This is a genomic window from Candidatus Pelagibacter sp. HIMB1587, from assembly GCF_052047775.1.
In the GTDB taxonomy this organism is placed as follows: Bacteria; Pseudomonadota; Alphaproteobacteria; order Pelagibacterales; family Pelagibacteraceae; genus Pelagibacter.
Genome location: NZ_JBNAJJ010000001.1, coordinates 686,609 through 704,390, shown reverse-complemented (window position 1 = coordinate 704,390; position 17,782 = coordinate 686,609). Strand labels below are relative to the sequence as shown.

General features: G+C 30.8%; 18 protein-coding genes. 16 read left to right on the top strand and 2 right to left on the bottom strand.

Going from position 1 to position 17,782, the window contains the following annotated elements; translation table 11 throughout:
- Positions 1 to 4: 4 nt before the first annotated feature.
- The 14 genes from ACTTBE_RS03910 (at position 5) to msrB (ending at position 15,107) form a co-directional block, all read left to right on the top strand.
- On the top strand, positions 5 to 988 hold the full coding sequence (locus ACTTBE_RS03910) for an ABC transporter permease (RefSeq protein ID WP_440677203.1): 984 nt from the start codon (positions 5 to 7) through the stop codon (positions 986 to 988).
- Positions 981 to 1,913 (top strand): ABC transporter permease, encoded by a 933-nt coding sequence (locus ACTTBE_RS03905; RefSeq protein ID WP_440677202.1) that lies wholly within the window; start codon positions 981 to 983, stop codon positions 1,911 to 1,913. Before ACTTBE_RS03910 ends, ACTTBE_RS03905 begins: the two co-directional genes overlap by 8 nt.
- Positions 1,910 to 3,589, top strand: a complete 1,680-nt coding sequence (locus ACTTBE_RS03900; RefSeq protein ID WP_440677201.1) for a dipeptide ABC transporter ATP-binding protein — start codon at positions 1,910 to 1,912, stop codon at positions 3,587 to 3,589. Before ACTTBE_RS03905 ends, ACTTBE_RS03900 begins: the two co-directional genes overlap by 4 nt.
- 103 nt (positions 3,590 to 3,692) lie before the next feature.
- Positions 3,693 to 5,264, top strand: a complete 1,572-nt coding sequence (locus ACTTBE_RS03895; RefSeq protein ID WP_440677200.1) for a 2-isopropylmalate synthase — start codon at positions 3,693 to 3,695, stop codon at positions 5,262 to 5,264.
- Positions 5,264 to 6,298, top strand: a complete 1,035-nt coding sequence (locus ACTTBE_RS03890; RefSeq protein WP_262590321.1) for a rod shape-determining protein — start codon at positions 5,264 to 5,266, stop codon at positions 6,296 to 6,298. The genes ACTTBE_RS03895 and ACTTBE_RS03890 overlap by 1 nt, the downstream gene beginning before the upstream one ends.
- A 3-nt stretch (positions 6,299 to 6,301) precedes the next feature.
- Positions 6,302 to 7,147: a rod shape-determining protein MreC gene (gene mreC, locus ACTTBE_RS03885; RefSeq protein WP_440677199.1), complete on the top strand. Its 846-nt coding sequence runs from the start codon at positions 6,302 to 6,304 to the stop codon at positions 7,145 to 7,147.
- Positions 7,147 to 7,665, top strand: a complete 519-nt coding sequence (gene mreD, locus ACTTBE_RS03880; protein WP_440677198.1) for a rod shape-determining protein MreD — start codon at positions 7,147 to 7,149, stop codon at positions 7,663 to 7,665. The genes mreC and mreD overlap by 1 nt, the downstream gene beginning before the upstream one ends.
- Complete coding sequence (gene mrdA / locus ACTTBE_RS03875) at positions 7,658 to 9,562, top strand: penicillin-binding protein 2 (protein ID WP_440677197.1); 1,905 nt, start codon at positions 7,658 to 7,660, stop codon at positions 9,560 to 9,562. Before mreD ends, mrdA begins: the two co-directional genes overlap by 8 nt.
- Complete coding sequence (gene rodA / locus ACTTBE_RS03870; RefSeq protein ID WP_440677196.1) at positions 9,562 to 10,686, top strand: rod shape-determining protein RodA; 1,125 nt, start codon at positions 9,562 to 9,564, stop codon at positions 10,684 to 10,686. The genes mrdA and rodA overlap by 1 nt, the downstream gene beginning before the upstream one ends.
- Before the next feature lie 68 nt (positions 10,687 to 10,754).
- On the top strand, positions 10,755 to 11,996 hold the full coding sequence (locus ACTTBE_RS03865) for an NAD(P)/FAD-dependent oxidoreductase (RefSeq protein ID WP_440677195.1): 1,242 nt from the start codon (positions 10,755 to 10,757) through the stop codon (positions 11,994 to 11,996).
- A gap of 27 nt (positions 11,997 to 12,023) precedes the next feature.
- Positions 12,024 to 12,893, top strand: coding sequence for a DMT family transporter (locus ACTTBE_RS03860; protein ID WP_440647431.1), 870 nt, complete (start codon positions 12,024 to 12,026; stop codon positions 12,891 to 12,893).
- Complete coding sequence (locus ACTTBE_RS03855; RefSeq protein ID WP_440618103.1) at positions 12,886 to 13,836, top strand: D-2-hydroxyacid dehydrogenase family protein; 951 nt, start codon at positions 12,886 to 12,888, stop codon at positions 13,834 to 13,836. The genes ACTTBE_RS03860 and ACTTBE_RS03855 overlap by 8 nt, the downstream gene beginning before the upstream one ends.
- Before the next feature lie 2 nt (positions 13,837 to 13,838).
- Positions 13,839 to 14,732 (top strand): histone deacetylase family protein, encoded by an 894-nt coding sequence (locus ACTTBE_RS03850; protein ID WP_440677194.1) that lies wholly within the window; start codon positions 13,839 to 13,841, stop codon positions 14,730 to 14,732.
- Positions 14,733 to 15,107 (top strand): peptide-methionine (R)-S-oxide reductase MsrB, encoded by a 375-nt coding sequence (gene msrB, locus ACTTBE_RS03845; protein ID WP_440651785.1) that lies wholly within the window; start codon positions 14,733 to 14,735, stop codon positions 15,105 to 15,107.
- 8 nt (positions 15,108 to 15,115) lie between these two features.
- Here msrB and grxC read toward each other — a convergent pair whose 3' ends face one another.
- Both grxC and ACTTBE_RS03835 read right to left on the bottom strand, forming a co-directional pair.
- On the bottom strand, positions 15,116 to 15,373 hold the full coding sequence (gene grxC, locus ACTTBE_RS03840; RefSeq protein ID WP_075506250.1) for a glutaredoxin 3: 258 nt from the start codon (positions 15,371 to 15,373) through the stop codon (positions 15,116 to 15,118).
- A gap of 3 nt (positions 15,374 to 15,376) precedes the next feature.
- The gene (locus tag ACTTBE_RS03835; RefSeq protein ID WP_440651783.1) at positions 15,377 to 15,673 is read right to left on the bottom strand and encodes a TIGR03643 family protein; all 297 of its coding nucleotides are present in this window, start codon (positions 15,671 to 15,673) and stop codon (positions 15,377 to 15,379) included.
- Between the two features lie 122 nt (positions 15,674 to 15,795).
- Between ACTTBE_RS03835 and ACTTBE_RS03830 the strand changes: the two genes are divergently transcribed.
- Positions 15,796 to 16,410, top strand: coding sequence for a LysE family translocator (locus tag ACTTBE_RS03830; protein ID WP_075506248.1), 615 nt, complete (start codon positions 15,796 to 15,798; stop codon positions 16,408 to 16,410).
- Positions 16,411 to 16,498: 88 nt separating this feature from the next.
- Positions 16,499 to 17,737 (top strand): amino acid ABC transporter substrate-binding protein, encoded by a 1,239-nt coding sequence (locus ACTTBE_RS03825; RefSeq protein ID WP_075506247.1) that lies wholly within the window; start codon positions 16,499 to 16,501, stop codon positions 17,735 to 17,737.
- Positions 17,738 to 17,782: the final 45 nt, after the last annotated feature.

The following is a 17,782-nucleotide window of genomic DNA, read 5'->3' as shown; positions in this document are numbered from 1 at the left end:
TAAATTGATACAATATTTCTTTAAAAGACTATTACAATCAGCATTGGTGATGCTAGTAGTTGCCTTTGTTTCTTTTTCTCTTTTTAATTTTGTTGGAGACCCAATAAACAACATGGTTGGTGAAGAAACTTCTGATGAAGAAAGAGCTGAATTAAGGGAAACTCTGGGATTAATGGATCCAATCCATGTTCAATTCTCTAGGTTTGTGGTCAATGCATCTAAGGGTGAATTTGGTATATCTTATCAATTAAGAAGACCAGTATCTGAACTAATCACTGAAAGATTGCCTGCTACAATTGAACTTGTAGTAATTTCGGCTTTAATAGCATTAGTGACAGGAACTCTTTTAGGAGTTTATACGGGTATTCACAGGAAAGGTTTCTTGAGTGACTTTATCTTGGCTGTATCTTTACTTGGAGTGTCACTCCCCACATTTGTAATAGGAATATTATTTATATACTTATTTGCTGTAATTTTAGGAGTGTTACCTTCATTTGGAAGAGGAGAAGTGGTTGATTTAGGATTTTGGACAACAGGTTTTTTGACAGTTTCAGGTCTTAAAGCAATAATTCTTCCTTCAGTCACGTTAAGCCTTTTTCAAATGACTTACATTATCAGATTAGTAAGAGCTGAGATGATGGAAATTTTACAAACTGATTATATAAAATTCGCTCGAGCACGTGGAATTAGTGAGAAAAGTATTAAATACAAACATGCATTAAAAAATGGCTTGATACCTGTAATAACTATTGCTGGAATTAACATCGGAACCTTAATTGCATTTTCAATTATAACAGAAACTGTTTTTCAATGGCCTGGTATGGGTTTTTTATTTATCCAAGCTGTTCAGTTTGTAGATATACCAATTATGTCAGCTTATTTAGTTTTCATTGCATTTGTTTTTGTGATGATAAATTTTATAGTTGATATTCTGTATTATTTTATTGATCCAAGGATTAGAGTTAAAGGAGATGCCGCAAGTGGATAATAATTTAAATTTATCGAGATGGGAAAGAATTAAAGACAGTGATATATATCATAGCTTCATAAAATCTCCGACGGCAATTATATCTTCAGCAATTTTATTCATAATTTTTTTCTGTTCTTTTTTTATTGAATTTTTAACACCATATACACCTTTTGATCCATCATCTTTATCTTTGATGGATGCGTTTACACCTCCATCTTGGACAGAAGATGGTTTAGCACAATTTATTCTAGGAACAGATGGTCAAGGAAGAGATATGTTATCTACTATATTATACGGATGTAGAATATCTCTTATTGTTGGTTTTGCTGCAATTATATTTAGTCTAGTTCTTGGGGTTGGTTTAGGATTAACAGCTGGATATTTTGGCGGCAAATATGAAATGGTAGTAATGAGACTAACAGATGTTCAGTTGACTGTACCAAGTATATTGATGGCACTCTTGGTTGATGGAATAGCAAGAGGATTAATTTCAAGAGAAATGCACGATGAAATGGCGATCTATGTTTTGATTTTTGCTATTGGGATTTCCGAATGGCCACAGTTTGCAAGAGTATCAAGAGCAGCAACTTTGGTAGAAAAAAATAAAGACTATGTATCTGCCTCAACAATAATTGGTGTTTCAAACTTAGTAATTATGTTTAAACATATTCTACCAAATATCATGAGACCTGTTTTGGTCATCGGCACAATTGGTTTAGCTCTTGCAATCCTAGCTGAATCAACACTAAGTTTTTTAGGTGTTGGGGTTCCTCCAACCACTCCTTCTCTTGGAACTTTAATAAGATTAGGTAATGATTTTTTATTTTCAGGAGAGTGGTGGATTACGTTTTTCCCTGCAATTTTTTTAGTGATTTTAGCTTTTTCAATTAATTTATTAGGAGACTGGATGAGGGACACTTTAAATCCAAAATTAAAAAAATGAGTTTTTTAAAAATAAATAATTTGAGTGTTGATTATAAAATGCGTAAAGAGACTGTTTACGCAGCCAAAAACGTTAATATTGAGGTAAATAAAGGTGAAATTTTAGGATTAGTTGGAGAGTCTGGTTCTGGAAAAAGCACTGTTGGAAACGCCATAATTAATTTAATTGATGAGCCAGGAAAAGTCTCAAGTGGCTCAGTAATTTTGGGAGACTTAAATATTCATGAAAACTCAGTGAGTGTAATTAAATATCGAGGTAATAAAATTGGATTAATATTTCAAGACCCACAAACATCTTTAAATCCAATATTAACAGTTGGTGAACAATTAATTGAAACTATACAAACTCATCTAAATTTAAACAAAGAAGAAGCAAAAAATAAATCTATAAATTTATTAAAAGAAGTTGGAATTAAGGATGCTGAAAAAAGATTTAATGACTATCCTCATCAGTTTTCGGGAGGAATGAGACAAAGAGTGGTTATTTCTTTAGCCTTGTGCTGTGAACCAGAATTATTAATAGCTGATGAACCTACTACTGCTTTAGATGTTTCTATTCAATCACAGATTTTAGATTTAATTAAAAAACTCACAAAAGAAAGAAACTTAGCTGTGATTTTAATTACTCATGATATGGGTGTTATTGCTGAGACTGCCAATCGTGTAGCTGTGATGAAAAGTGGAAATTTAGTCGAAATTGGTGAAACAAAAAAAATATTAACAACTCCCCAACAAAGTTATACCAAAAGTCTTGTAAGTTCGGTTCCACCTACCAACAAGAAAATTTCAAGATTTGTAATAGTAGAAAAAAACAAAAAAAAAAAAGAAAATAATATCAAAATTTTGAATAGATGGACAAAAAAAGAAATTACCAACCAAGATTTAGTTCAAGTTAAAAATCTTAATAAAAGTTTTGATGATAATTTTTTTACAGAAAATTCTAAAAATTCTGTGTTGGCTGTAAATAATGTTTCGTTTGAAATAAAAGAAGGTGAGTCATTTGGATTGGTAGGTGAAAGTGGTAGTGGAAAATCAACTATTGCAAAAATGATTGTAAATTTATTTAAACCTTCATCAGGTGATATATTTTTTGATAACACCTGTATCACAAAGATAAAAAACAGGTCAGAACTAATGAAATTTAGAAAACAAATACAAATGATTTTTCAAGATCCTTACTCATCACTAAATGGTAGATTGAAAGTAAAAGATATTGTTGCTGAGCCTATTACACTTCACAATCCTTCGATATCTAATTCTGATCTAAATAATTATGTCTATGATTTATTAGACTCTGTTGAAATGTCTCAAAAATCAGCAGATAGATATCCACATGAATTTTCTGGTGGTCAAAGACAAAGAATTTCGATTGCAAGAGCTTTAGCAACTCAGCCAAGGCTCTTAGTTTGTGATGAACCCACATCTGCACTAGACGTTAGTATTCAAGCACAAATATTAAATTTGTTAAAAGATCTTCAAGAGCAATTAAATTTAACTATTTTATTTATTAGCCATGACTTACCGGTTGTAAGACAAATGTGTGATAGAATTGGAGTTCTAAAAGATGGCAAGTTATGTGAAGTTTCAAATACTGAGGATTTATTTTTGAACCCTAGCCATGAATACACAAAGGAACTTTTGCACTTGATGCCTAAAATTGAGTCTATTTATAATTAATATTTGTATCACCTAAAATGGACTAAAAAATTTAGCTATTTATACTAATTATTTTGCAATCTCTCTTATAGATTGTATTATAGATTTTCCAAAAATTTTTATTATGAGCGATAAGGATAGAGTATTTATATTTGATACAACTATGCGTGATGGTGAGCAATCACCTGGCGCATCAATGAGTTTGGAAGAAAAAATTCAGATTGCTCGAGTATTTGATGAACTGGGAATTGATATTATCGAAGCGGGTTTTCCTATAGCATCGCCAGGAGATTTTGAGGCTGTGTCTGAAGTTAGTAAGATTTTAAAAAATTCTATTCCAGCAGGATTATCTAGACATTCAGTAAAAGATATTGATAGAGCTTACGAAGCACTAAAACATGCTTCTAGATTTAGAATACATACTTTTATTTCTACAAGTCCTTTACATATGAAGCATAAATTAAATATGTCACCTGAAGATGTTTATGAGTCAATTGGTAAACACGTTTCTTATGCAAGAAAATTTACTGATGATGTTGAGTGGTCATGTGAAGATGGGACAAGAACAGATATGGATTATATGTGTAAAACAGTTGAACTTGCAATTAAAAATGGAGCAACAACAATTAATATCCCTGATACTGTGGGTTATACGATACCATCTGAATTCACAACAATCATTGAAACACTTTTAAACAAAGTCCCTAACATTGATAAAGCAATTTTATCTACACATTGCCACAATGATTTAGGTTTAGCAGTAGCTAATTCTTTAGCTGGTGTTCAAGCAGGAGCAAGACAAATTGAATGTACTATAAATGGTTTAGGTGAGAGAGCAGGAAATGCTGCATTAGAAGAAGTTGTTATGGCAATTAAGACAAGACCAGACTTGATGCCTTACGAAACTGGAATTAACACAACTTTATTAAGCAAAGCATCAAAGATAGTTTCAAATGCAACTGGATTTCCAGTCCAATATAATAAAGCAATTGTCGGAAAAAATGCATTTGCACATGAGGCAGGCATTCATCAAGATGGAATGTTAAAAAATAGACAGACTTATGAAATTATGACTCCAGAGAGTGTTGGAGTTAAACAAACCTCATTAGTAATGGGTAAACATTCTGGTCGTCATGCTTTTAAAGATAAATTAAACAGTTTGGGTTATCCAGATTTAACAGACGATGTAGTAGGGAATGCATTTGCAAAGTTTAAGGTTTTAGCAGATAAGAAAAAACATGTTTATGATGAAGATATTATTGCATTAGTCGATGATAGTTTAATTGTTGATAATAAAGTTAGCGCAATTAACTTAAAATCATTAAAAGTGTTTGCTGGTACAGGAGAACCTCAAAAAGCAGAAATGACTTTAGATGTATATGGAGATGTAAAACAAGCTACAGAAACTGGGGATGGACCAGTTGACGCAATATTTAAATGTATAAAAACTCTTTATCCTCATGATGTAAATTTACAGCTTTATCAAGTGCATGCTGTAACCGAAGGTACTGATGCTCAAGCAACCGTAAGTGTGAAAATTGAGGAGAACGGAAAAACAACTGTGGGTCAAGCAGCAGATACTGATACTTTAGTTGCTTCTGCAAATGCATACATAAATGCATTAAATAAAATGATAATTAAACGAGATAAAACAGCTCCAATGGAGCAAGAAAGTCAAAAGGTAAGGGGAATATAATGGGATTATTCGATAGCGTTAAAAAGGTTTGGAGCCAAGATATGGCAATTGATCTTGGAACAGCAAATACACTAGTGGTATTAAAAGGAAAAGGTGTTGTTCTTAATGAGCCATCTGTTGTTGCAATTGTTGATCAAGGTGGAAAGAAAAATGTTTTAGCTGTTGGTGATGAAGCCAAAACAATGCTTGGAAGAACGCCTGGGAATATTAGTGCTATCAGACCTTTAAGAGATGGTGTTATAGCAGATTTTATAGTTACAGAAGAGATGATCAAACACTTTATAAAAAAAGTTCATAAAGGAAGTACTTTTGCCAATCCTAGAATTTTAATTTGTGTACCAACTGGTTCAACACCAGTTGAAAGAAAAGCAATTCAAGACAGCGCACTAGCTGCGGGAGCAAGAAGAGTTCAATTAATTGAAGAACCAATTGCTGCAGCTATTGGAGCTGGACTTCCAATTTCAGAAGCCACCGGGTCAATGATTGTTGACATAGGTGGTGGTACTAGTGAGATAGCAGTTATGTCACTAGGTGGATTGGTTTATTCTAAATCTTTGAGGGTTGCGGGTGATGCGATGGATACAGCAATAGTTAATTATATGAGAAAAGAATACAACTTGCTTATCGGAGATACTACTGCTGAAAAAATTAAAAAGGAAATGGGTACAGCTGTTCCAACAGGAACTAACACTTACCCAGTAAAAGGTAGAGATTTAAGATCAGGTACTCCTAAAGAAGTAAATATTACCGAGGAAGATACTGCTGAGGCACTAAATGATATATTGAAAGAAATGGTTAGTGCAATAAAAGATGCTTTAGAAAATACTCCTCCCGAATTATCTGCAGACTTAGTAGATATGGGTCTTACTTTAACTGGTGGTGGAGCTTTATTAAAAAATATTGATAAAAGATTCTCAAAAGAAACAGGTTTACCAGTACATGTTGCTGATGACCCATTGTCTTGTGTTGCAGTTGGAACTGGTAAAGCTTTGGATCAGGAAGAAACTTTTTCTACTATGTTATCTGAATATTAAAAGATGGTAAAAGGCAGAGACGACTTTGTAATTGCCTTAAGATCAGTTTTTTTAAAAAAGAAAGATCAACAAAAGTTTTCGCTTATAAGCTTAATTATTTTATCTATTATTATAATAATTTTAAGTAATTTTAATTTTAAACCAATTCAACTTATTAAATTAGGAATAAACGAAGTAATATATAGATCTTCTTATGTTGTATCTGTACCAGAAAATAAAATTGAAGAGGTAATATTTAAAATTAAATCACACATTGATTTTTATAAAAATCATCAAAACCAATTAATTAAAATAGAGAATACAGATGAGATTAAAGTATTAAATACTATTTTAACTGCTGAAAATAAAAGACTTAGAGAGTTGATTGATGAAAGCATAAATTCAGAAGATATATTTGCAAGAGTTTTAATTGATAGAGAAAGTCCATATTTAAAATCAATAGTCTTGAATAGAGGAACCAAAGACAATGTAAAAATAGGAATGGCAGTAATGGATCGAAATTATTTAGTCGGTCAGATTATTGAGGTAAATTATTCAAATTCAAGAGCTCTACTTCTGTCAGATTTAAATAGCAAAATACCAGTAGTAATTCAGCCCCCATTTCTACAAGCTGTAGCCTCTGGAACTGGTAAGGATCATGGAATAATTGAATATACCAAAGATGAGTACAAAGAAAATCAGATCGACAATGAGGCTGTTGTATACACCTCTGGTCTTGCTGGTATTTTTAAACCAGGTATTCCCGTTGGTAAAATAACAAATAGTTCAGAGCAACTAAGTTTTTTTTCTGATTTTGGACAATTAAGTTTTGTAAAGATTGTAGAATTTAAAATAGGGGAGGGTCAATAATGCCTTCATTGAATAAAAGTACATTTTTTAGATCATTCCTCTCATATTTGCCGATTATTCTTTTGTTTTTTTCAGTGTTTAATGAATTTGACTTTAATTATTTAAAGTTAGATTATTTTTCATTCAACTTTATTTTCATTTTAATCTTTTTTTGGACTTTAAGAAATCCAGATTACTTAGGATATTTCTCAATTTTCTTAGCAGGAATTATTAACGACGTAGTAATTGGTATTCCAATTGGAATAAGCAGTTTTTGTTACTTACTAATCTGTGCCATTACCTCATATATTAGACAAATTACACTAAGTCCAAAATTTATAAATGATTGGCTTTCATTTGTTATTGCTGTTCTGCTTATCAATTCAATTCAAGTAATAATTTTAGACTTAGTATTTTTATATCAGGTAGATTATATGGAGTATTTAATAAACTCTGGTTTTACTTTTCTATTTTACCCATTATTTTTTATTTTATTTAACATTTTAAATAGCAAAATTTCAAATAAACAGAATGATTAGCGGTAACTCAGGTATTAGAAAAACAGATGTAATTAATAGACGGATGTTTATTATAGGTGCTGCAAAAGTAATTATTTTTACAGGAATTATAGCTAGACTTTTTTCTTTGCAAGTTAACGAAAATAAAAAATATCTTACTCTTTCAGATAAAAATAGAATTAGAGAGTGGAAGTTGCCACCAATAAGAGGTGATATAGTGGATTATTTTGGCAATGTTATAGCCGGAAATTTAAAAGTATATCAACTTCATATAATTCCTGAACAAGTTGAAAACTTCAATTATTTGTTAACTCGATTAAAAACTCTACTTAACCTGAGTGACAAAAAAATAGAAAAAATTGTAAAATCAAAAAATAAATTAAAACCTTGGGAAAGTATTATTGTTTCTGAAAATTTATCTTGGAGTGATTTTTTAAAAATAAATAATTATTTATATGACTTAGTTGGTGTTAAACCAGTTATGACCATTTCAAGAAATTACCCTTTTAGCGAAACTTATACTCATATTCTAGGATATGTCAGTCAACCTAATGAAGAAGAGATTTTAGCTAATGAAACTGTTCAAGAAAGATTTGTTCCAGGTATGAAAATTGGAAAATTAGGTCTAGAAAAAACTTTAGAAAATTACTTAATTGGTACAAATGCTATCCAAAGGTATGAAGTAAATGCTTATGGGAAAAGAATTAATCAACTTGAACATCAAAAAGGCAAACAAGGTTTAAGAGTAAGATTAACTGTTGATACGGAGGTTCAGAAAGCTTGTGGAAGACTTTTAAATGATCGTGCTGGATCTATAAGTGTAATGGATATTTATACTGGTGATATCATAGCAATGTACTCTTCTCCATCTTACGACCCAAACAAATTTTTATTTGGAATAACTAATGATGATTGGTCATTAATTAGAAATAATCCATTAAAACCACTAGTAAATAAGACACTTGCAGGACTTTATTCTCCAGGATCTACAATAAAACCAATTGTAGCTTTATCTGCTTTAGAAAATAAAATTGTTAGTCCAAGTTTTAAAGTTAAATGCACTGGTAAGATGGAGCTCTATGGACAGACCTTTCACTGTTGGAAAGAAAAAGGTCATGGATTTGTAAGTTTAAAAAATGCAATGAAACAATCATGTGACACCTATTTTTATGAAGTTGCAAGATTACTAGGAGTAGATCGATTAAATGTTACAGCTGAAAAGTTTGGCCTTGGTAAAAAAGTGTTAGGAGATTATTTTGATTTTGAAAAATCAGGTTTATTTCCAAACACTAAATGGAAAAAAAATAATCTTGGAAAAGGTTGGGTTCTTGGTGAAACATTAATAACTGGAATAGGTCAAGGTTACACTCAAACAACTCCACTTCAATTATGTCTTATGACAGCTCAGATTGCTAATGGAGGCTACTCTATAAAACCAAGAATAATAGTTGATAATAATGCTGTTTCTTTCGAAGAAGCTAAAAATAAATTTGAAGAAGGGCCTTTATTTTCTGAAGAAAAAAAATTATTTGAGAATCCTAAAAATATAAAAATTGTTCAAGAGGCCATGTTTAGTTCAACTAATGAATTATACGGCACATCATACAAATCTAGAATAGACGATCCAAAATATCAATTTGCTGGTAAAACTGGAACTGCGCAGGTTAAGAGAATTAGTATGCGAGAAAGAGAACTTGATCTTAAAATTGAGCAAATCCCTTATAAAGATCGAGATCACGCATTATTCGTTGCTTATGGTCCGTATATTAATCCAAGATACGCATTAAGTATTATAGTTGAGCATGGTGGCTCAGGAAGTAAAACTGCAGCACCAATTGCAAAAGAATTGTTCAAATTAATAATTGATAGAAACGATCTAAGAAATAAACAAAAAAATTTTGAGGAAATAGAAATTTGATGTTTCAACACGATAGATTAAATAACGAACTTACTTTCTGGCAAAAGGTTAAAGAGTTAGATTATATTTTACTGGTAAGTATATTTTTACTTTCAATATTAAGTTTATTTGTGATGTACTCAACAGATGGAGGAGAAATTCTATTTCATACAAAAAGTCATTTTAGTAAAATAGTAGTTTTTTTCCCTTTAATGATTTTAATTGCGTTTTTTAATATTAGATGGTGGCACAACTTATCATACTTGTTTTATATAGCTGTAATTCTTCTACTAATTTATGTTTCTTTTTTTGGAATAAAATCATCAGGCTCAAGAAGATGGATGGATTTATATTTATTTAATTTACAGCCATCCGAGTTAATGAAAATAGCAATTATACTTTGCTTAGCAAAATATTATCACAGGGTTAAAATTGAAAATGTAAACTCAGTTACAAGTATCATGACAGTTATTACTATAATTTTAATACCAATTATTATGGTGCTCTCACAACCAGATTTAGGAACTTCGATTCTCATTGCATCAAGTGGACTAATTGTTTTATGGCTGGGAGGCGTTAAGATAAAATATTTTATTTATTCTTTTATAGTTTTTTTAATATCACTACCTTTTGTAATTTCTTTCTTAAAGCCTTATCAAAAATTGAGAATATTGACTTTTTTAGACCCTGATAGAGATCCATTGGGCGCTGGTTATCAAATAATTCAGTCAAAAATAGCAATAGGTTCTGGTGGCTTAGAGGGGAAAGGTTTTTTAAAAGGCACGCAAAGTTATTTGGATTTTTTACCTGAAAAACATACTGATTTTATATTCACTTTATTTTCTGAAGAGTTTGGATTTATAGGATCAGTAGGATTATTAATTTTGTATTCAATTATTATTATCAGAATTTTGAGAATAGGTGCTATCTCAAGAAGTAATTTTTCAAGGTTATTCTGTTTTGGATTTGCTTTTGCAATATTCATTTACATTGTTGTAAATCTTTCAATGGTCTTAGGTTTATTGCCAATTGTTGGTTCTCCGTTACCGATAATGTCCTACGGAGGTTCCTCTATGTTAGCAACTATGATCGGATTTGGTATTGTTCTTAGCGCCAAGATAAATCACAAACAGATGATTGCTTAAAATATTTAATTTAATTAAGCATAATTTGTCACTATGAAACTTTAATTTTTTAATTGTATAAAGTCCTTATGAATAAGAACATTAAGGTTGGAATAGTTGGTGCAGGTATCCAAGGTGTTTCAAATGCATTGTTCCTTCAAAAAAAGGGATTTAATGTAACAATATTTGATAGAGATAATCCTGGAAGCCAAGCAGCATCGTATGGAAATGCAGGACATTTTTCGCCTTATGCTTCACTTTCTTTAAATAGAACTGATGTCTTAGCGGATGTACCGGCTATGTTATTAAGTTCAACAGGTCCTCTAGCTTTAAAATGGAATTATGTTCCAAAAATGATTCCATGGTTCATAAAATTTATCATGAACACCACAAAAACTAAGATGATGCATACAGCAAAAAATATGCATCAAATTTTAGATTTAGCTCTACCGGCGTATGATGAATTATTTGAAGAAATAGATCTTGAAGGATTAGTGGAAAACAAAGGAATACTTTATATCTGGAATGATCAAGATTTAAAAAGTAGGGAATTAGAAATTAGAGTTAGAGATGAATTGGGAGTAAAGCAGCAACTAGTTAATAAAGCTGAAATTCATGATTTAGAACCCCATATTAAACCTTTCTATCATGCTGGAGTTTACTATCCTTATGCAAGACATGCTCGAAATCCAAAAAGAATCCTTTTAAAATTATTTGATCTATTTTTACAAAAAGGTGGAAAGTTTAACAAAGTAAATATTAAAGATATACAATTTGATGATGAAAAACCTATTTTTAAAACTGATACACAAAGTTATGTTTTTGATAAAGCAGTAATTGCTTGTGGCGCTTTTTCTAAAAAATTGACTGATAATTTAGATGAACAAATTCCTCTAGATACTGAAAGAGGATATCATGTTCATTTTAAAAACTGTGATCATTTATTAAGCCGACCAGTAATATTTTCAAACCGTGGTTTTGGTATTACACCAATGGAACAAGGATTAAGAGTAGTTGGTACAGTTGAATTTGGTGGATTGGAAAATCCTTTGTCAAAATCTAGAGTTAAAAATTTAATTAATAATGCAAAATATATGCTTGGTGATTTACCCGAGCATGAGGATGAGTGGTTAGGATTTAGACCAACTTTACCAGACTTTTTACCTGTCATGGGGCCATCAAAAAATTATAAAAATGTTTATTATTGTTTTGGACATCATCATTTAGGATGGACTTTAGGCCCAATTTCTGGAAAGATTGTTTCAGGAATGATTGCGAACGAAAATACAAACTTAGATTTAAAACCTTATAGTTCGTTAAGATTTAGCTAAGTGGGTCAGAACGCCAAAGCATATTTAATGTTGGTTTGTGCAACATTATTTTGGGCAGGCAATTTTACAATTGCGAAGTTTGCATACTTGCAAAACATACCACCAAATACTCTTTCATTTTTAAGATGGTGTCTTGTGTGGATAATTTTATTTCCCTTTACCTATCAGGAGATATTTAAATTAAAGTATAAAATTAAAGAAAATTTATCTTTATTTTTTATCCTTGGCTTTACCAGTGTTTGTATATTTACTTCATTTACTTATAATGCTTTAAATCATACCCAAGTAATCAATGCATCTCTATTTAATACTGCAATACCAGTCACAATAATTTTAGTTTGTTTTTTGTTAAAAATTGAAAAAACAAATATTTTTCAATTATCAGGCCTGTTTATTTCTGTATTAGGTATTTTAGCTATTATCACAAGATTAGATCTTAATATTTTGCTTTCTTTAAATTTTAATAAAGGAGATTTATTTATGATAGGTGCGATAATTGCATGGGGAGTTTATTCAGCATATTTAAGAAAAAGAAATTTTGATGTTTCTCTACTTGCCCTTGTGCAAATCATATGCACCTTTGGCCTAATATTTCTTTTACCTCTATTTTTTATAGATATAATTCAAGATAAAGTTGTAGAGATAAATAGTAACTTTTTTTATATTTTATTTTATATTGCTTTGTTTCCAAGTATTGGCTCTTACTATTGTTGGGCAGGTGCCGTTGCCATAATTGGAGCTAATCGGGCAGGAATTTTTTTATCATTAATTCCATTATTCAGCACAATTTTTGCAATTATACTTTTTAATGAAAAATTTTTATTTTTTCATTTAATTGGGTCTATTTTAATTATATTAGGTCTATTTTTATCAAACAAAAAAATTAAAAATGCTTAAAGTAGCTATATTAGATGATTACCAAAATGTTGCTCAACAATTTGTTGATTTAGAAAAATTATCTGGAAAATATGAATTTAAAATTTTCAGTGAACCTTTTGTAGACGAAGCGGACGCTATTGAACAATTAGCTGATTTTGAGGCTCTTTTGATAATGAGGGAAAGAACTCCAATTACAAAAAATCTTATTGATAATTTAAGTGATTTAAAATTTGTTATCACAAGTGGATTAAGAAATAGATCTATAGACCTTGAGGCTGCTAAAAAAAGAAAAATTATAGTTTGTGGAACAGATATTAATATCAATCCAACACCAGAATTAACTTGGGCATTAATTCTTGGCTTAGCTAGAAATTTTAAAGAAGAGTTTGATAATATGTATCAAGGATACTGGCAAACTACTATTGGTGTTGAGCTAAAAGGAAAAATATTAGGATTAATAGGATTGGGAAGAGTAGGGAGTGAAGTTGCAAAAATTGGAAAAGCTTTTGGAATGCAAGTTATGGCTTGGAGTGAAAATTTAAGTTTAGATAAATGCAAAGAGCTCGATGTCTTGCCATGTAGCAAAGATGATTTAATTAAGAACTCAGATGTTTTATCCATTCATGTGCAAGGTGGAGAGAGATACAAAGATTGCATAACATTAAAAGAGTTAGACAATATGAAGAAGACAGCTTTTTTAATTAATACCTCAAGAGGTCCAATAGTTAATGAAGATGATTTGATTATAGCATTATCAACTAATGTAATTGCTGGAGCTGGAATCGATGTTTATGAAAAAGAACCTCTGCCTGAAAATAATAAATTAAGATTTTTACCTAACGCTTTGTTAACTCCGCATATAGGATATGTAACAGCAGAAAATTACAGTATTTTTTACAATCAAATGATCGAGGGATTAGAGGCTTGTGTTAATGGAAAGCCAATCAGAGTTTTAGAGTAACCATGGAGTTACCAGTTGTAAATCACGAAGATTATTTTGCAAAAATTGGAGATGATCATAAATTTCCAATAAATAAATTTAGTGAACTTGCAAATTATTTAATTAAAAAAAATGTAGTCAAAAAGTTTCATAAACCTTATCCATGCTCATTTGAAACATTAAAATTTGCTCATTCTGAAAAATATATAAGAGACATCACAAATAAAACTTTAGACAAAGATGGTGTTAAAAAAATAGGTTTTCCTTTGGTAGACAGTGTTGTTAAGAGATCTTTGGTTGCAACAGGGGGGACTGTGTTGGCATCAAAACTTGCTATAAATTATGGAATTTCTTGTAATACGGCTGGAGGGAGCCACCACGCTAATTACAATGGTGGTGCCGGTTACTGTGTATTTAATGATGTAGCAGTTGCAGCTCATTATTTACTTAACAGGGGACTTGCAAATAAAATTTTAATTGTAGATCTTGATGTTCATCAAGGAAATGGAAATTCAGATATTTTTAAAGAAAATAGAAATGTTTTTACATTTAGCATGCATTCAAAAACTAATTATCCTGCAAAAAAATCTATTAGTGATTTAGATGTAGAGCTAGAAGACAACACAGAGGATGATACTTACATCAAAACTTTAAAGCACTATTTAACAGAGTTAAATCAAGAAAATTTTGATTTTGTTTTTTATATTGCAGGAGTAGATATTCATTTTAATGATCGATTAGGTAAATTAAAAATTTCCGATCAAGGTGTAAAATTGAGAGATGAGCTAGTAATAGAAAATTTTTATTCAAAAAGAATACCTTTTTGTGGAGTTTTAGGAGGAGGATACAATAAAGATTTTGAAAAATTAGTAGAATTGCACTCTTTGTTGCATCAAACTTGTGCTAAATATATTTAGATGACAAAAAAAATTAATCCAAACCTGACAGCAGAACAAAAATTAATTTTGTTTGAGGAAGGCACAGAACTTGCTGGATCAAGTGAACTTAATCATGAAAAAAGAGAAGGAAGTTTTCATTGTGCAAATTGTGGTGAGAAGTTATTTGACTCAAATACTAAATATGAAAGTGGATCTGGTTGGCCATCTTTTTATGAATCTTTACCAGATGTTTTTGAAACAAAAACAGATTATCATTTAGGTTATGGCAGAACAGAATATCATTGTAAAAAATGTGGTGGTCACCATGGACATATATTCGATGATGGTCCAGAACCAACTGGAAAAAGATATTGTAACAATGGTGTCTGTTTAGTTTTTAAACCGAAAGTTTAAAAATAATTTTAATTTTTTAGCAAGTCTTGAAGTTTATTTTCTTTTTCTAGAGCTCTTACTTCGTCATAACCACCTATATGCTGCTCATCAAAAAAAATTTGTGGAATTGTTCTTTTTCCATTTGCTTTTTTAATCATTTCATCCATTGCACCTTCAACTTTTGAAATATCAATTTCATTATATGGAGCATTGTTTCTTGTTAATAATCTTTTTGCAGCCTCGCAATAGTTACATAGGGGGCCAGTATACATAGTAATTTTTTTCATGACTTATAGATAGTCACCTTTTTTAATTTTACTAGTGATTTCTTTTCTAGAATATTCAAATTTTTTCCTATGCTTAATGCTTTTTTGATTTACTCTTTTTCTCCATAATCTGAAAGAAGAAGGTTTTAGAGATCTTCTCATAATTTTAATTACATCAGACTCTCGCTTACCTGTTTTTTTCTCAATTTCTTCAAAAGTAATCCGGTCTGCCCAAGCTGCCCAAATTATCCAGTCCGGGTCATCAATGCTGGGTTCAGGATTTTTAACTTTAGTTACTGGGGTGTAGCCTTTTTTTTTCATAAATCCTTTATATTTGAAAAAAAAATTTAATGCATTTTTTTTACCCTCTGATATTATGATTTAGATAGTCCTTCTTAGCCATCTTTAGCTCCCGGTTTTTAAGGACTATCTTCTCTAAAAATATGCTTCCTTTAGAATTCATACTTTATTTACAGATTATCATTTTTTTATTCATTACTCCCGGCACTCCTAGAATAGTTATAATTTCTTACTCAATGAATTATGGTGTAGGGAAATGTGTTTGGTCAGCGCTTGGAGATGTTACTGCAAATTTAATTCAAGCTACTTTGGTAATTTTTGTAATAGGTTCTTTTTTTTCAGAAAATTCATTAATTCTTAATATTTTTAAATGGATTGGAGTTCTTTACATTTTATATCTTGCTTATGATATTTATAAGTCTCGTCCAAAAAATTTAAAAGATAAGGAAGAAGTCACAAAAAGTAATTTATCTTTTTTTAGAGATGGATTTTTAGTTGCAGGAACCAGTCCTAAAGCTTGGATGTTTTTTCCTTTTATATTTCCACAATTTATTGATTTTAGTTCTAATCTTTTAAGTCAATTTATAATTTTAATTACAACTTACATTGTGTTAGATTTTTTATCTCTGATTGGTTATGCAATACTTGCACAAAAATTGATTAAATGGATTACTGCAAATCCGAAAACTATTAATACAATTTCAGCGAGTGTTTTAGTCATTATTGCTGGAATTATTGTTATTACACAACAGTATTAAACTCATACTAAGTCTTTATTCCTACTTGCATTGTTTGAAAATTGTTTATTTAATTAGTCATTAATTAATTAATTAAAGGGGAAATAAAATGAAGTTAAATAAAATAATTTTAAGTTTTGTTTCTGCATTAGTAATTTTATTTTCAACTTCTGTTGCATCTTTTGCAAAAGTAGTTGGTGACAAAATTATTTTAGGTGCTGCAATTTCCTTAACTGGTAAGTACTCATCAAATGGTGTTCATACTCAAAATGGTTATAACATGGCCGTTGACAGAATTAATAGCATGGGTGGTGTAAAAGTTGGTGGAAAAACTTATAAGTTTGACATTATCTATTACGATGATGAATCAAACCCTAAGAGAGCTGCACAGCTTGCAGAAAGATTAATTTCACAAGATGGTGTTGAGTTTATGCTTGGCCCATACAGTTCAGGTCTTACAAAAGCTATTGCACCTGTAACTGAAAAATATGGTGTTCCAATGGTAGAGGCGAATGGTGCTTCCAGATCTTTGTTTACCAAAGGTTACAAATATCTATTTGCAGTATTAGCTCCGGCAAACTTATATCTTGATGTAGCAATTGAAACAGCAGTTGAGCTAAATGGTGGAAAACCAGTAAGAATTGCTCAAGCATTTGAACAAGATGCTTTTTCACAGGATGTTAGATTAGGTATTTTAGATGCCGCAGAAAGAACTGGATCTGAAATCATCATCGATGACAAACTGCCTAAAGAGTTAAATGATATGGCTGCAACTTTGGTTAAAGTTAAACAAATGAAACCAGATGTTTTAGTTGTATCAGGTCATACCAAAGGTGCATTGACTGCAGTAAGACAAATTGCTGAAATGAAGGTTGATGTTCCAATGTTGGCTATGACTCACTGTGATGCAGCGAAATTATCAAAACAACATGGTGCTAATTCTCAGTATGCACTATGTGCTTCTCAATGGCATAAATCTCTGACTTATAAAGATGATTTCTTTAAAGATGGAATGACCTATGCTGCAGACTTTGAGAAAGAGTTTGGATATGATCCACCATACCAATCTGCTGAGTCTTCAGCTGCGTTATTGGTGTTTAAAGATGCATTTGAAAGAGCTAATTCTTTTGATCAAAAGAAAGTAAGAGATGCTCTTGCAGCTACTAACATGCAAACATTCTATGGAAATATTAAATTTGCACCTGGCGGTCAGAACGTTGATAAGCCAATGGTACTTTTCCAAGTAATGTGTGATGATGCTGGTAAGTGTGAAAACAAAGTTGTTGCTCCATTAAAATGGGCTTCTGCTAAGTTAATTCACCCAATGCCTAAGTGGTCTGAAAGATAATAATTAAAAATTGAGCCCCCTGGTAATAGGGGGCTTTTTTTTATA

Coding starts and splice junctions, on each gene's coding strand:
- ACTTBE_RS03900 (WP_440677201.1), top strand. CDS start 1,910: ATGAGTTTTTTAAAAATAAATAATTTGAGTGTTGATTATAAAATGCGT.
- ACTTBE_RS03895 (WP_440677200.1), top strand. CDS start 3,693: ATGAGCGATAAGGATAGAGTATTTATATTTGATACAACTATGCGTGAT.
- ACTTBE_RS03890 (WP_262590321.1), top strand. CDS start 5,264: ATGGGATTATTCGATAGCGTTAAAAAGGTTTGGAGCCAAGATATGGCA.
- mreC (WP_440677199.1), top strand. CDS start 6,302: ATGGTAAAAGGCAGAGACGACTTTGTAATTGCCTTAAGATCAGTTTTT.
- mreD (WP_440677198.1), top strand. CDS start 7,147: ATGCCTTCATTGAATAAAAGTACATTTTTTAGATCATTCCTCTCATAT.
- mrdA (WP_440677197.1), top strand. CDS start 7,658: ATGATTAGCGGTAACTCAGGTATTAGAAAAACAGATGTAATTAATAGA.
- rodA (WP_440677196.1), top strand. CDS start 9,562: ATGTTTCAACACGATAGATTAAATAACGAACTTACTTTCTGGCAAAAG.
- ACTTBE_RS03865 (WP_440677195.1), top strand. CDS start 10,755: ATGAATAAGAACATTAAGGTTGGAATAGTTGGTGCAGGTATCCAAGGT.
- ACTTBE_RS03860 (WP_440647431.1), top strand. CDS start 12,024: ATGTTGGTTTGTGCAACATTATTTTGGGCAGGCAATTTTACAATTGCG.
- ACTTBE_RS03855 (WP_440618103.1), top strand. CDS start 12,886: ATGCTTAAAGTAGCTATATTAGATGATTACCAAAATGTTGCTCAACAA.
- ACTTBE_RS03850 (WP_440677194.1), top strand. CDS start 13,839: ATGGAGTTACCAGTTGTAAATCACGAAGATTATTTTGCAAAAATTGGA.
- msrB (WP_440651785.1), top strand. CDS start 14,733: ATGACAAAAAAAATTAATCCAAACCTGACAGCAGAACAAAAATTAATT.
- grxC (WP_075506250.1), bottom strand. CDS start 15,373: ATGAAAAAAATTACTATGTATACTGGCCCCCTATGTAACTATTGCGAG.
- ACTTBE_RS03835 (WP_440651783.1), bottom strand. CDS start 15,673: ATGAAAAAAAAAGGCTACACCCCAGTAACTAAAGTTAAAAATCCTGAA.
- ACTTBE_RS03830 (WP_075506248.1), top strand. CDS start 15,796: ATGCTTCCTTTAGAATTCATACTTTATTTACAGATTATCATTTTTTTA.
- ACTTBE_RS03825 (WP_075506247.1), top strand. CDS start 16,499: ATGAAGTTAAATAAAATAATTTTAAGTTTTGTTTCTGCATTAGTAATT.